This is a genomic window from Clostridium sp. C1 (genome assembly GCF_018223625.1).
Lineage (GTDB): Bacteria > Bacillota_I > Bacilli_A > Erysipelotrichales > Coprobacillaceae > Allocoprobacillus.
Genome location: NZ_CP073631.1, coordinates 820,066 through 833,354, shown reverse-complemented (window position 1 = coordinate 833,354; position 13,289 = coordinate 820,066). Strand labels below are relative to the sequence as shown.

The window sequence follows — 13,289 nt, the reverse complement described above, 5'->3', positions numbered from 1 at the left end:
AAATGGAGAAACAAAAATATGTAGAAAAAGCTGAAATATTTAAAGTATTATCAGATTCTAATAGATTACAAATAATAGATATGCTTTCTTGTGGAGAAATGTGTGTATGCAAAATATTGGAAAAATTTAATATAACACAGCCAACATTATCACATCATTTAAAAGTATTATCAGATAGTGGAATAGTAACATCAAGAAAAGAAGCAAATTGGATGTATTATAAATTAAATGATAAAAAAATGAAAGAAATAATCGAATTTTTACAATTCATTTCAAATGATAAAAAAGATTGTATTTGCAAAAAATAAGATATACACCTTATTAAAGGTGTTATATTTTAAAATAGTATATTGACACTTGTCTATATAGATATTTATAGGAAAGGAGTTTTTGTATGCAGTATGTATCACAATTTTTTAGCATTTTGAATGATGTTTTTCTAAAAATGACTTGGCTTTCTGATTTAATTGCTTGGATTGTTAATAATATTTTTAGATTACCAATCAATGATACAGATATATGGGGAAAAATTGGAGGTAGTTTACAATTCTTTATATATGATTCAATAAAAATCATAGCATTGCTATCAGTTCTAATTTTCATATTTTCCTACATTGAAAGCAAATTTACACCAGAAAAAACAAAAAGACTATTAAGTAAATTAAAAGGCATAAAGGGTGCAACATTAGGAGCATTACTTGGAACGGTAACACCATTTTGTAGTTGTTCTAGTATTCCAATATTTATTAGTTTTGTAAAAGCAGGACTTCCAATGGAAGTAACAGTTAGTTTTTTAATATCATCTCCATTCGTTGATTTGGCATCTACTGTACTTTTAGTATCTATGTTTGGTTGGAAAGTAGCAATAGTATATGTAGTTGTAGGAGTTTTACTTGCTATAATAGGTGGAATGTTAATAGGAAAACTAAAATTAGAAAAATACATACAAGACTATGTATTTGATATGAAAGTTGGAGAAACGCAAGAGGTTGAGCCTACAAAAAAAGAAAGAATACAATATGCTAAAGAACAAGTAAAAAATATCTTTGTAAAGGTATGGAAATATGTATTATTAGGTGTAGGAATTGGAGCATTTATCCATAACTGGATTCCACAAACAATGGTTGAAACCATTTTAGGAAATGGAAATATATTTGCACCAATTTTAGCAGCGATAGTAGGAATACCAATGTATGCAGATATATTTGGAACAATGCCAATAGCTGAAGCATTAGTGCTAAAGGGAACAGGGATAGGAACTGTGCTTACATTTATGATGGGTGTTACAGCCTTATCAATTCCATCAATAGTAATGTTAAAGCAAGTAATGAAAAATAAACTATTGGGAATATTTGTTGGAATAATATCAGTAGGAATTATTTTGATAGGATATGTATTTAATATATTTGGATTTTTAATTATTTAAAATAGAAAGTGAGGAATTTATAATGAATATTAAAATATTAGGAATGGGTTGTTGTAATTGTGGAAAATTATATGAAGCAACACAAGAAAGTGTAAAAGAATTAGGAATCGAGGCTACTATTGAAAAAATAGAAGATATGGCAAAAATTATGGAATATGGAGTTATGAGAACACCAGCATTAGTTATTGATGAGCAAGTAGTTGTTCAAGGAAGAATACCAAAAAAAGATGAAATAAAGAAATTGTTACAAAAATAATCATAATAAATTTTAGCAAGTAGTTTTATAATTACTTGCTTTTATGTTATAATCATCTCGAGAAATTACAATTTAATTTAGTAAGAAATATAGTAATTGAAAGTGAGTTGATAGTATGGCTAATGAAAACAAAAAGGATTTTAATGCTATGATGAAAAACAATAAAGATATGCCTAAAATTCAAATTGTAGAAGATGAAAAGACTATTAAAAAATATGGTGGAACTAAAATGTTTTTTGCACCACCACTTTATTATGATACACTTATGAAAAAAGTTTCAAAAGGAAAATTAGTTACAGTAAGTCAAATGAGAGATTATCTCGCAAAACAAAATAATGCAGATTTTACTGATCCAATGACAGCAGGAATATTTGTAAATATAGTTGCTTGGGCTAGTTATCAAAGAGATACTGATATTACACCTTATTGGCGAACATTAAAATCAGATGGAGAGTTAAATGTAAAATATCCTGAAGCAATAGAACTACAAAAAAGATTACTTGAAGAAGAAGGACATACTATCATTTCAAAAGGAACAAAAAATATAAAATACTATGTTAAAGATTTTGAAAATAGTTTAATAGAATTATAATTCAAATTTAATGGAGGAATTATGAAATACAGTAATAAATTAGAATTGGTAGAATCAATTAAAAATAATGCTGATTTGTTTATTAAAGAATATTCGGATATAGAAGAATCATCTATAAATATAGTTGATGATGAAATTGGATATACTCCTTTTCAAATGTTATCATTTTGCATAGGTTGGATGGATTTAGTTTTAGCTTGGGAAAATGAAGAACAAAAAGGCATTCAAAAAACACCACTTGCTACCGAGTGGAAATGGAATAATTTAGACTGGTTATATCAAAGTTTTTATGATAAATATAATGACTATTCTTTAAAAGAGTTAATTAATACTTTTAATCAAAATGTTGATAATATTATCCAACTAGTAAATAACTTATCTGATGTAGAATTATTAGAAACTGGAAAAAGAAATTGGGCGAAAACAAATGGTAAAGAATTTAGTGTATGTAGATTAATACATCTAAATACTATTGCTAATTTCAAAAATTTTAGAGGTAGAATTAGAAAATGGAAAAAGAATAATAAATAAAAACAAATTACAATTTATTTATTAAAATATATAAAGAAGACTATTCATACATTGAATAGTCTCAGACTGTTGACAAAGTGGTAGAATTTTTTATTAAATCTACCACTTCTTTTATTTTTTTATGAAAATTGATAAATTTGTATTGTTTTCCTTATATTTCCTTCTTTTTTATTGGGTGAAGGAATATTTATGAGTCCTTTCCTTTTCTTCATTCTCGCTAATTTGCCTAAATTATGGCAGCCAAAAATAATCAACGATTCCTGTTGATTTTTCTTTAGTCCTTTTAATCTTGTGAATCTTAGTCCATGCTTTTCTTTGCAATCTGCATAGACTCTTTCTATCGTCTCTTTTCTTAGTGGATAGATATCTTTCCATTCTGGTGTATATCTGTTCTCATCTGCTATTTCTCTATATTCCTCCCATACATGTCTTGTGATGACCTTCTGATGATTTTTGCTCTGTGTACATTTCTCTAAAAATGGACATCCTTCACAGTCCTTTGGATTTGATTTGTATTCCCTGTATCCTGATCTGTTTGTTGTAGTATATTTCAAATCCTTGTTATTGGGGCATATATAAATATCCAACTTTTCATCATAGACATATTCATATTTCTTGAAGTATCCTTTTTTTGTCATGGGTCTTTTATATGGCATATATGCTCTGATTCCATCTTCTATGATTTCTCGACATATTGCTGGTGTCATGAATCCTGCATCTAAACTGATGTTATGTATTAAATCTCCATAGGTGTTCAACAGCTTTCTATATGCATCATGAAAAACAACACTATCGTGCTGATTGCCTGGTGCCACTGTATTATGCAGTACAAATCCGTGTCTATCACAGAATGTTAGATTTGTATATGCAAAGCATTTCTGTTTTTCTCCCTTATGAAAGCATCCGCTTTCCGGATCTGTCTTGCTTACCTTTATTGATTTTGTTCCTTTTCCTTCAATGAGTTCACCTGTTTCTTCGTCATATGCAAGTTCTATATCCTTTGTTTCCTTTATTGGCTTTTTCTCATGGGCTTTTCTATCCTTGTTGATTTCCTCCAGAAGTTCATCGTCATAGTATTTCTTTACTATTTCTACAGCCTTATTTTCATGTTTTCTATTATTGGCATTGGCCTTTCGATGTGTTCCATCTCCAAATACCGTATCAAGATCCACAAAATCATATGCGATGGCTTCTTCAATAATTTTTTTGAAAATCTCATCGAAAACTTCAGAATCTCCATATCTTCTGATGTAGTTCTGTGACCATGTTGAGTAGTTTGGAACCTCATCATCAATGGACAACCCTAAAAACCATCTGTAGGCAAGGTTCACCTTTGTTTCTTCACATGTTCTTCTCATGGAATGAATACCAAATGCAAAGTTGATAAAAAGCATTTTAAAAAGTACCACCGGGTCAATACTTGGTCTGCCAAAAGAACTATATAAAGGTCTAACGAGAGGATATATGAAATTCCAGTCAATAGCTTCTTCAAGCTCTCTTACCTTGTGATCCAATGGTACTAATTCATCTATAGTACTCAAAATCAAGCTGTCATTTTTTCGATTGTTTAAACATGTCATTGCCATAATATTTTACCTCCAAATATGCATTTACATTATACCATATTTTCATGATATAGTGGTAAAATAAAAAGTCGTGGAGCCTCAAAATTTGCATATTTGGAACGAAGTCATCCACGACAATAGATATAATACCATATATTTTTCTATTTGAAAACTAAAAGCTGTTGACTTTTTACTTTGTCAACAGCCTGAGACTATTCATACATTGAATAGTCTTTTAATCTTCTAAATTATCAAAAAGGTCGCTATTAAAAAAATCATATAATTTAATTTTTAATGTTTTGCATATTTGATAAATAACATAAGCATTTGGTTTATTAACTTTTAATGCTAACATATCTTGTAAAGTAGATGGTGCGACAGCAGATAATTCAGCCAATTTGTTAGGAGTATAGTTGTAAGTATTACATAATTCATATATTCTTTTACTTACTGCTTCTTTGAATAACATATCACACACCTCATTTCTTCAGTAATATTTTAACGGAAAACCGGCGAAATTATTCACGGATAGCCGTTGACTTTTAAAAAATAAGGTGCTATAATATAAACACAATGAAGGCAGTACATTATTTATTAGGTGTACTGTGTTTTTTTAACCAATTACTTGGGAAAATAGAATAATATAGAGGAGTGACATTGTGACAATAACGGACGGAAAAGAAAGTTTTATAATTGATAAGAAAGATGTGACTAATAAAAAAGACGGCTACATAATTGGAATTGATGAAAATATATGGTGTATAGAATTATTTATAAAAAAGGAAAAAAATAATTGTTTTAAGGCAATAATAAAAAGACTCCCTTCTAGTTCAAAAGATGGAGGAGATGAATTAAAAAGTTATAACATACTTGATAATCCTAATTTTAATGAATTTTTACTTTCAAGTTCAGATTATAAAGAAATTAAAAGATTATATGAAAATATGCAATTAGTAAAGAAAAATAGAAAGCAAAGTATAGTAGAAGCATTTGCATCACTTTTTGCTTATGAATGCTATGAAAATTATTATTTACAAGAACTTTGGGAAGTTAAAGATAAAGATTTGTTTGATTCTATTACATCTGGATCTGATTATCAATACGAATGTTTATGTCTAAAAAGTGAAATATATAAAAAAACAAAAGAAATTTTAAAAGAAAAATATAAAGTAAATTTAAATAAATTTATAGGAGCTAACTATATAAAATTCAAGTCATTTGATGAAAAAAGTTTGAAAATGTTAAATGATTTGATTATGGTAGCTCATCAATATGTAAGATCTTTGAAATGTGAATACGATTTGTGTTTTTGGGCATGACGAAAACAGCCTATGGAATAGACTTTTTTGAATACGGTTTCATTTTCTTTCTATCTCAGTAACGATGCATCAAACTGCTGATTTGTCGTTACCAGATGATAGATGACTCTCAACAGCTTCCTGATGCAATGTCCCTGCGCACAGCGATGACTTTTTCCCTGTGAGCGTTTAAGGTCGTAGTAATCCTTGAAGACCTTGTTGAACCTGATGACTGGCACAATGACCTGATATAACGTCTTTCTTAAATAGCTCGATCCCTGCTTGGTTATGGCACTATGCTTGGCTTCGTACTGACTTGATTCGTAGTGAAATGGGGCGACACCCGCTGCCTTTATTATCTTTGAAGGCTTAGAATAGTTGAAAATATCTCCATATTCTGCTAGAATTGATGTACCAGAGAAATGCGAAATTCCTGGTACGGAGATGATAGGAGAGTTTAAGTCAGTGGAAAACTCTTCTATTTTTTTATCTATTTCTTTGAGCTGATCATTAAGCAGTTCGATATGAGCTATCAAATGCTTGATCTGCATTTCATCTGCCAACGAAGAAATGCCAACAGATGTTTTTGCACTTTCCTTTAGCTTTTCAGCAGTCAGAGAAATGCGATTGCCTCTGCCGGTAATATCAAAGCATTTGCGTAAAGTTCTGATGTCAGCCTGTGCAATGGCCTTTGCACTGCCAAACTGTTTAAGAATAGACATATAGACTTTTCCATACTTGGATTTAAAAAGTGCGTTATATTCAGGGAAAACAAGATCTATGCATTTCTGCAGACGATTGGAAAGAACATTAATCTGTTCCTTGAGGGAATGATGCAACCTAGTCAGCTGCTTCTGTTCATAAAGGTCAAATTTCTTAGATGACGTCAAACGATAAGGTTTCTTGAGTTTGTTTGAGCTTAATATATCGCATATATTAAGAGTATCAAGTTTATCGTTTTTAGTGATGCCACCATCCATTCTACGATTGAGATCGGTAGTTTTAGGATTGATCAAAGCGACGCTGTAGTTCTTCTGTAAAAGAAAGCGCAATAAAGCGAAATGATAATGACCAGTATCTTCCATACCGATAAGAACGCTATCAACAGGATAGAGAGCGATCTGAGAGATAAGGAATTCAAAACCCTGAGCATTATTAGAGAAAGCGACAGGCTGAAGAATAATTTCACCAGTCAACTTGTCAACGATACTGACGAAATGCTTGTGCTTTCCAATATCAATACCAACTAATTTCATAAAAACCATCCTTTCAAATAAATTTCATGTGAAGTGGTACCCACAACACTTAGACCATAAAACCTGGTTCAAAATGCGAATTCAAAGACTCATCTAACTCATCGTTATTGAGGAATAAGTGAGTGGTCCAAACCTCCTTGAAGTAGTCAAAGCCACACGGAAAAATACAAATCCACAAACACATATTTCAATTTTACATATAAACCTAAACGTCATCAACTACGTATTAATAAAGTTGATAGAAAGGAAAAGGTATATTTTAATGACTGATAAATGAGTCAATTATAATATACCAGGTAAAATTAGATGAGCGAGGAAAAATTTATATTAGTATTTTTAATTGTATTATTTTTAATTTATTTAATATATGAATTACACAATTATGTAAAAAATAAAGATAATGAAGAAGATAATAATACAAAACAAAAAAACACTTTTTTTGATACCCTAGATATAGAAATTGAAAAAAGCGGATATGAAGTTGGTGAGTGGGAAAAAGAAGTTAGAAAAGATTTTATTCCGATTATTAAAGTAAAAACAAAATATAAACCAAATAAAGAAATAAATGTTCTTGTTGGTGATTATAGTAAAAGTTCTATATCAAACACCATATACATTTTAGAAAGTATGGGAATAAAAACAACGATTGCTAAAAGTGGTATAGAAATTATAAAAAGAATTAAAGATGGAGAAAAATATGATTTAATTATTACAAATAATATTTATGATAGAGGACATTGTGACGGTCCAAATACTTTATACCATCTAAAAGAAATAGAAGGATTTAATATTCCCGTTATAGTATTAACAGTTTCAGAAAATGAAAGAGATACATTTGTAGGGTATTATGGATTTGATGAGTATATTACAAAACTGTTAACGCAAGAAAAAGTTAAAGAAACATTCCCTAAAATAATCAACGATTTAAAATTTATAAAAATAGAAAAACAAAAAAGCAATAAATCTTAATAGGACTTATTGCTTTTTTCTACCTAATAATTCATCAATTGAAAAGGAAGAATAAATAAGTGTTAGGTTATATAAAAATGTAGTAGGAATTAAATTGATAGCATTTTCATAATGAGCATAAGAGGCTTGAGTGGTATTTATTTTTTTAGCAACATCTGCTTGAGTAAGATTATGTTTTTTTCTTAATAATTTTAAATTTTTGGCAATTAAATCAAGGTTAATAGTTAATGGAAGATAGTTTGTATCATTAGTTCTAGTCAAACCGAATAAATAATCTAAACTATAATTAAAATAATTTGCATATTCTATCAATCTTTTTAATGGTATAGTATCTTTTCCAGTTTCCCAACCAGATACTGTTGTAAAATTAACTTTCATCAATTTTGCTATATCTTTTTGTTTTTTATCAATTAATTCTCTACTTTCTCGTAAATTTTTAATTATCATATAACTTCACCCATTATAATTATTCCATTAACTTGGGTAAATATTATTTTTCTAGGGGAAATAGATTATATTTTTTGCTTATACATATCTATTTGCGAATTTAACATAAAAATAATTGTTTTTCTTGCGAATATTTATTTTATTTTTCTTCAAATGCTTTCCAAATAAAAGAATATATGATATAATTTTATTGTTAATTTAACGGGTGAAAAAGGAGGAAATATGGAGGATTATAGTGCAAAACTAACAGGGGTGAATATTCCGGTGTAACAGAGCCATGCTGACCGCTGTTGAGAGCCACCCTGTCCGTTTTTCGGAGCCACCTATTTCGCTATGAGAGCCATTTTGATAATAAAATTAAACAATCGAAAACACCTTCTATAAGTTGTAATATTAATTTGTAGATATTTTTATCTACCTTGCAAACTTATAGGAGGTGTTTTTTATGCTAGAAATCAAAAGAATTCTAGAAAGGAGATTTAAGGGCGAAAACCAGAGGTCGATTGCTTCCTCATTACATTTATCACGTAATATTGTTAGTAAAGTGTTTAAAGCTGCTGATCAGACTGGATTGAGCTGGGTTCAGTTTCAAACGATGGATGATAGCTCTCTCGATGAACTTCTGTTTCCTGAAAAAAAAGTATGTTCCTGTTCAGCAGGTCCCAGATTTTGAATATGTCCATAAGGAACTTTTAAAGCCTAGTACAACTCTGAAAGGATTATGGGAAGAATACGTTATGTCATGTACCGATGCAAAACTTCCCTATTATCATCGCACTCAATTCAATAAGCTGTACAATGATTATGTCAAGAAGCATAAATTGACCATGCATATCAATCACAAACCTGGTGATAGAGTCATGGTGGACTGGTGTGGCAGTACCATGAATGTGTATGATCGATTAACAGGTGAAGTCTGATTATTATGGCGTAGCTGATCAAGTATTCTGATTTAAGTTGATCATCCATTCTGATAAAACTGACCAATCATTCCGATTAGGTTGACCAATCATATAATATATACTCCTTTTGGTGTAATATTGAATTGTAGATAGGCATCGAATCTACAAAAATATTATAGCGAAAGGAGTTTTTTGTTTTAAAAGAATATGAAGAAAAGTATAAGCAGATTTTTAGATATATATCATTAGGAATGTCTCAAAATGAGATATCTAAACTATTATCTACATCTCGCAATACTATCAGAAAAATCAAGGCTGTAACCGACAGTATCAGATTATCCTGGGAAGATGCTTCAAAAATGACAAACGAAGAATTTGTTCATACCATCTTCCCAAAAAACAAAAATGACAATGAAGAATTACAGCCAAGACCAGATTGTGAAATAATCACATACTTGATAGAATAGTATCGTCTTCATATACTATTCATATAAAGGGTGACAAATCAAGGAGAATACAAAAAAGAATTAATAAAAAGATGCCACTATGGTCAAATCTATAGTGACATTTTATCATCACACTAGTGTGATGACGTCATCAAATGAGTGAAACGGTGTCATCTTTTTAGTGAAATACTCAATATTAGATCGAATCATCAATAGTTCTTATAAAATATTATTGGAAGGTACTTCCATGAGAGAAGAATATTCAAAACTCAAATAGCTAAGAAGCCAGTCTGTATGGACTGGCTCTCTTATCGGACGATGTGGCTCTAACTAGCGGTTTGGTGGTGGCTCTCATATAGCGAACAGAGCGGCTCTCGCCACCCGTCATATACAAGGGGAACCTTTTTTATATAATGAAACAAAAATTATAGGGCGTTATTTACTAGACGGGGAGAATGAACAAGAACTAAAAAAAAGGAATATTGAAGAAAACTTGATTAAACATAAAAAAACAGGAAGCATACAAAGAGTTAATTCCCCAATATTTAGAAGATTAAAAGTTATGGACAAAGAAATGTTAGAGGAATTTGTTTGTTCAGACATTGAAACAAGTAAGTATATTTTATTATATGCAATAATGAAAACTGATAAATTAGTCAGAGATTTTGTAATAGAAGTGTATAAAGATAAACTTTATATGAGAAAAGAATACATTGAAAAATTTGATATTGATAATTGGTATGAAGAAAAATGTATATTAAGTAAGACATTAAGAGAAAGAACAGAATCTACATCAGCAAAATTAAAACAAGTGATAATGAAAATATTACAAGATTCTGGATTAGTAATAAAAGAAAAAGACAGATTTAAAATTGTAAGACCTTTATTAAAAGAAAAATATATAAGTATTCTTGATAAAAACGGAGATATTGAATATGCCAAAGCAATAGGAGGGCTAGTATGAAAAGTATAAATACAAGATTACAAGAAATGACAAATAAGTTGAGCAGTAAAGATTTATTTGAATCTAATGGACTTGGTAATGAGATAAACTTTCACGTTTTTGACTATGATCCTGAAGATGAATATATTGTTAGAGAATATCTAGAAAATTATTTATTAAAGAAAACAAAATTAAATATAAAGGTATTTGATATTTACGATATTATTATTGAAATATTAAAAGAAAAAGGATTTTTAGAAAAATGTTTTGATTATGAGAAGAAAAAAGGTGCTAAATATTTAAATACTATTATTTCAAAAACAATAGGAATAGGCTCTGGAAACGATTTGATAATGAAGAAAATAAAAAGTGAAGTAGAACCTAATCAGATTATTATAATAACAGGAATAGGAAAATGTTATGGTATAGTAAGAGGACATACAATATTGAATAATTTGCACAGTGTAATAACAAATAATCCATTGATAATGTTTTATCCAGGAAGTTATAACGGACAAAGTTTTAAATTATTTAATAAATTAGAAAATGATAATTATTATAGAGCATTTCAATTTGTAGGGAGAAAGTAGGAGGAGTAAAAATGAAAAAATTAAAAGTGTTATATGCAAAGGATATTGAAAGAGAAATACAAGGAGTAATTAAAGTAGATGATGATAGTTATGTTAGTCAAGAACTTGAAGAATATGTCGTAACTGAGGAATTGCTAAAACATTTTAATAGTTTTTTTGAAGCATATAATACAGGAATAAATGGAAATACAGAAAAAATGGGAGTTTGGATTTCTGGTTTCTTTGGTAGTGGTAAATCTCACTTTTTAAAAATAGTATCATATTTATTAGAAAATAAAGTTGTTAATGGAAAAAATGCAGTAGATTATTTTGATGATAAAATAGATGATAAAATGCTACTTGCTGATATAAAAAGAGCAGGGAGTATTCCTACTGATGTAATTCTTTTTAACATTGATTCTAAAACAGAAAACAGCAATGGAACAAAAGATAGAATATTAGATGTTTTTGAAAAAGTATTTAACGAAAAAATGGGACTTTCAATAACTCCATTTGTTGCAGAAATTGAAAGATATATTATAAGTCAAGGAAAATACGAAGAATTCAAAAAAGCATTTGAAAGTGAAGCAAATAGTTCTTGGGAAGAAATGAGAGATGGTATTCAATTTGTAGAAGATGAATTTGCTAATGCTTATGCAAAAACATTAAATAAGTCAGTGGAAGAAGCAAGAAGTGTAGTAGAAAGAACAGAAAAGAATTATACATTATCAGTTGAAAAATTTGCTGAAAGAGTTAGAGATTACATTAAATCTAAAGGACTAAATCATCACGTTGTATTTTTAGTTGATGAGATAGGTCAATATATTGGAGATGACAGAGGATTAATGTTAAATCTTCAAACAATAGTAGAAGATTTAGGACTAGAATGTGGTGGAAAGGCTTGGGTGCTGCCCCCTGTTCTCTATATACATAATAGAGCGTGGCGTAAGGTCTACCAGTTGGGCAAGATATTCCTGTGTCCACCCTTTTGCTTCCCGAGCTTTTTTTATCGCTATACCTAACGGCTTAAAATCAAGTTTTCTTTCATCTTGGTACATTTTAATATCATCCTATATCATTGTACATTTCGGGTGATGATATTTGAACGAAGTATGATTTTATGTTTAGTAGTGTATAATTTCGTATTAGTGGAGAGAAACTTGCTATTATTCGTCATTCCGTATATAATAATTATATACTCTTTGCGAAAGGAAGTTGATATTATGAATTACATTTCTGTGAAAGCCGCTTCTGAAAAATGGGGCATATCGGAAAGACGGATACAAAAATTATGTGAGGAAAATCGCATTGACGGAACTGAAAAATTTGGTCGTGCATGGATGATACCAAAAGATGCAGAAAAACCCGTTGATGGACGTATGAAAACAAGGAACAAACAGGAGGAGAATCATGGAATTTAATGAAAAGCTACAACAGCTTAGGACTGGAAAGAACTTAACGCAGGAACAACTTGCGGAGCAATTATATGTATCAAGAACAGCCATTTCAAAATGGGAAAGCGGCAAGGGTTACCCTAACATTGAGTCGCTCAAGTGTATTTCTAAATTCTTTTCTGTGACCATAGATGAACTGCTATCGGGCGAAGAACTGATTACACTTGCCGAAACTGAAAATCGTTCCAACTTGAAAAAAATTTACAGTTTCATTTATGGAATATTAGATATGATGGCGGTTACTTTTATACTTTTGCCGTTGTATGGTAACCTTGTTGACGGATATATTTATTCTGTCAATCTACTTTCATTTACAGACACTACCCCAATATATCTTGCAATCTATTGGATTGTTTTTATTGTTTTGATTGCACTTGGGATAGCGAAACTGATGTGTGTTTGTTTTGAAAAGGAATCATGGAGCAACATAATCACAAAATGCTCTCTCGTGCTGAGTACGCTTTTTATCTGCTTCTTCGCTGCGGCAAGACAACCCTATGTAACCGCCCTTATGTTTCTGCTATTTGTTGCTAAAATATTTGTCTGGATAAAGCAAACCCAAACAAAGTAAAATGCCATAAACCCTTTAAAATAGGCTCTGACACGATAAGTGTCGGAGCTTTTTTCGTGCTGAC

At 30.0% G+C, this 13,289-nt stretch carries 17 protein-coding genes and 2 pseudogenes; 14 read left to right on the top strand and 5 right to left on the bottom strand.

Features of this window, described 5'->3' with window-relative positions:
- Positions 1-2 precede the first annotated feature (2 nt).
- The 5 genes from KEC48_RS04585 (at position 3) to KEC48_RS04565 (ending at position 2,805) form a co-directional block, all read left to right on the top strand.
- Positions 3-308: a metalloregulator ArsR/SmtB family transcription factor gene (locus KEC48_RS04585; protein ID WP_211964683.1), complete on the top strand. Its 306-nt coding sequence runs from the start codon at positions 3-5 to the stop codon at positions 306-308.
- An 86-nt stretch (positions 309-394) separates the two neighbouring features.
- Positions 395-1,426, top strand: a complete 1,032-nt coding sequence (locus KEC48_RS04580) for a permease (protein ID WP_211964682.1) — start codon at positions 395-397, stop codon at positions 1,424-1,426.
- A 22-nt stretch (positions 1,427-1,448) separates the two neighbouring features.
- Positions 1,449-1,682, top strand: coding sequence for a thioredoxin family protein (locus KEC48_RS04575; RefSeq protein ID WP_211964681.1), 234 nt, complete (start codon positions 1,449-1,451; stop codon positions 1,680-1,682).
- A 115-nt stretch (positions 1,683-1,797) separates the two neighbouring features.
- Entirely contained in the window at positions 1,798-2,274 is a 477-nt protein-coding gene (locus KEC48_RS04570; RefSeq protein WP_211964680.1) for an MGMT family protein, read from the top strand.
- A 21-nt stretch (positions 2,275-2,295) separates the two neighbouring features.
- Positions 2,296-2,805 (top strand): ClbS/DfsB family four-helix bundle protein, encoded by a 510-nt coding sequence (locus KEC48_RS04565; RefSeq protein WP_211964678.1) that lies wholly within the window; start codon positions 2,296-2,298, stop codon positions 2,803-2,805.
- A 215-nt stretch (positions 2,806-3,020) separates the two neighbouring features.
- On the opposite strand, the pseudogene KEC48_RS04560 reads toward KEC48_RS04565, so the two are convergent.
- Positions 3,021-4,385, bottom strand: a pseudogene (locus KEC48_RS04560) (IS1182 family transposase); the annotation flags it as partial.
- A 220-nt stretch (positions 4,386-4,605) separates the two neighbouring features.
- Positions 4,606-4,839: a helix-turn-helix transcriptional regulator gene (locus tag KEC48_RS04555; RefSeq protein ID WP_138268521.1), complete on the bottom strand. Its 234-nt coding sequence runs from the start codon at positions 4,837-4,839 to the stop codon at positions 4,606-4,608.
- 190 nt (positions 4,840-5,029) lie between these two features.
- On the opposite strand from KEC48_RS04555, the gene KEC48_RS04550 reads away from it, so the two are divergent.
- A complete protein-coding gene (locus KEC48_RS04550; RefSeq protein ID WP_211964675.1) occupies positions 5,030-5,689 on the top strand; it encodes a hypothetical protein in 660 nt (219 codons plus the stop codon).
- Between the two features lie 50 nt (positions 5,690-5,739).
- Here KEC48_RS04550 and KEC48_RS04545 read toward each other — a convergent pair whose 3' ends face one another.
- Positions 5,740-6,924 (bottom strand): IS110 family transposase, encoded by a 1,185-nt coding sequence (locus tag KEC48_RS04545; RefSeq protein WP_211963174.1) that lies wholly within the window; start codon positions 6,922-6,924, stop codon positions 5,740-5,742.
- 306 nt (positions 6,925-7,230) lie between these two features.
- Here KEC48_RS04545 and KEC48_RS04540 point away from each other — a divergent pair, with 306 nt between their 5' ends.
- Entirely contained in the window at positions 7,231-7,893 is a 663-nt protein-coding gene (locus KEC48_RS04540; RefSeq protein ID WP_211964673.1) for a response regulator, read from the top strand.
- A 6-nt stretch (positions 7,894-7,899) separates the two neighbouring features.
- Here the strand turns inward: KEC48_RS04540 and KEC48_RS04535 are convergent, their stop codons facing one another.
- Positions 7,900-8,340, bottom strand: coding sequence for a helix-turn-helix transcriptional regulator (locus KEC48_RS04535; protein ID WP_211964671.1), 441 nt, complete (start codon positions 8,338-8,340; stop codon positions 7,900-7,902).
- Positions 8,341-8,785: 445 nt separating this feature from the next.
- Here KEC48_RS04535 and KEC48_RS04530 point away from each other — a divergent pair, with 445 nt between their 5' ends.
- The 5 genes and pseudogenes from KEC48_RS04530 to KEC48_RS04510 all read left to right on the top strand — a co-directional run.
- Positions 8,786-9,013: a hypothetical protein gene (locus KEC48_RS04530; protein ID WP_211964669.1), complete on the top strand. Its 228-nt coding sequence runs from the start codon at positions 8,786-8,788 to the stop codon at positions 9,011-9,013.
- Positions 9,014-9,077: 64 nt separating this feature from the next.
- Positions 9,078-9,260, top strand: a complete 183-nt coding sequence (locus KEC48_RS04525; protein WP_211964667.1) for a hypothetical protein — start codon at positions 9,078-9,080, stop codon at positions 9,258-9,260.
- A gap of 783 nt (positions 9,261-10,043) precedes the next feature.
- Positions 10,044-10,652 (top strand): DUF1819 family protein, encoded by a 609-nt coding sequence (locus tag KEC48_RS04520; protein WP_211965398.1) that lies wholly within the window; start codon positions 10,044-10,046, stop codon positions 10,650-10,652.
- On the top strand, positions 10,649-11,221 hold the full coding sequence (locus KEC48_RS04515) for a DUF1788 domain-containing protein (RefSeq protein WP_211964666.1): 573 nt from the start codon (positions 10,649-10,651) through the stop codon (positions 11,219-11,221). Before KEC48_RS04520 ends, KEC48_RS04515 begins: the two co-directional genes overlap by 4 nt.
- An 11-nt stretch (positions 11,222-11,232) precedes the next feature.
- Positions 11,233-12,051, top strand: a pseudogene (locus KEC48_RS04510) (P-loop NTPase fold protein); the annotation flags it as partial.
- A gap of 30 nt (positions 12,052-12,081) precedes the next feature.
- Here the strand turns inward: KEC48_RS04510 and KEC48_RS04505 are convergent.
- The gene (locus KEC48_RS04505; RefSeq protein ID WP_211964665.1) at positions 12,082-12,258 is read right to left on the bottom strand and encodes a helix-turn-helix transcriptional regulator; all 177 of its coding nucleotides are present in this window, start codon (positions 12,256-12,258) and stop codon (positions 12,082-12,084) included.
- 165 nt (positions 12,259-12,423) lie between these two features.
- On the opposite strand from KEC48_RS04505, the gene KEC48_RS16420 reads away from it, so the two are divergent.
- Together KEC48_RS16420 and bcrR are read left to right on the top strand one after the other, a co-directional pair.
- The gene (locus KEC48_RS16420; RefSeq protein WP_009246557.1) at positions 12,424-12,621 is read left to right on the top strand and encodes a helix-turn-helix domain-containing protein; all 198 of its coding nucleotides are present in this window, start codon (positions 12,424-12,426) and stop codon (positions 12,619-12,621) included.
- Complete coding sequence (gene bcrR, locus KEC48_RS04495) at positions 12,611-13,225, top strand: bacitracin resistance transcriptional activator BcrR (RefSeq protein ID WP_002576325.1); 615 nt, start codon at positions 12,611-12,613, stop codon at positions 13,223-13,225. The genes KEC48_RS16420 and bcrR overlap by 11 nt, the downstream gene beginning before the upstream one ends.
- The last annotated feature ends 64 nt before the right edge of the window (positions 13,226-13,289 follow it).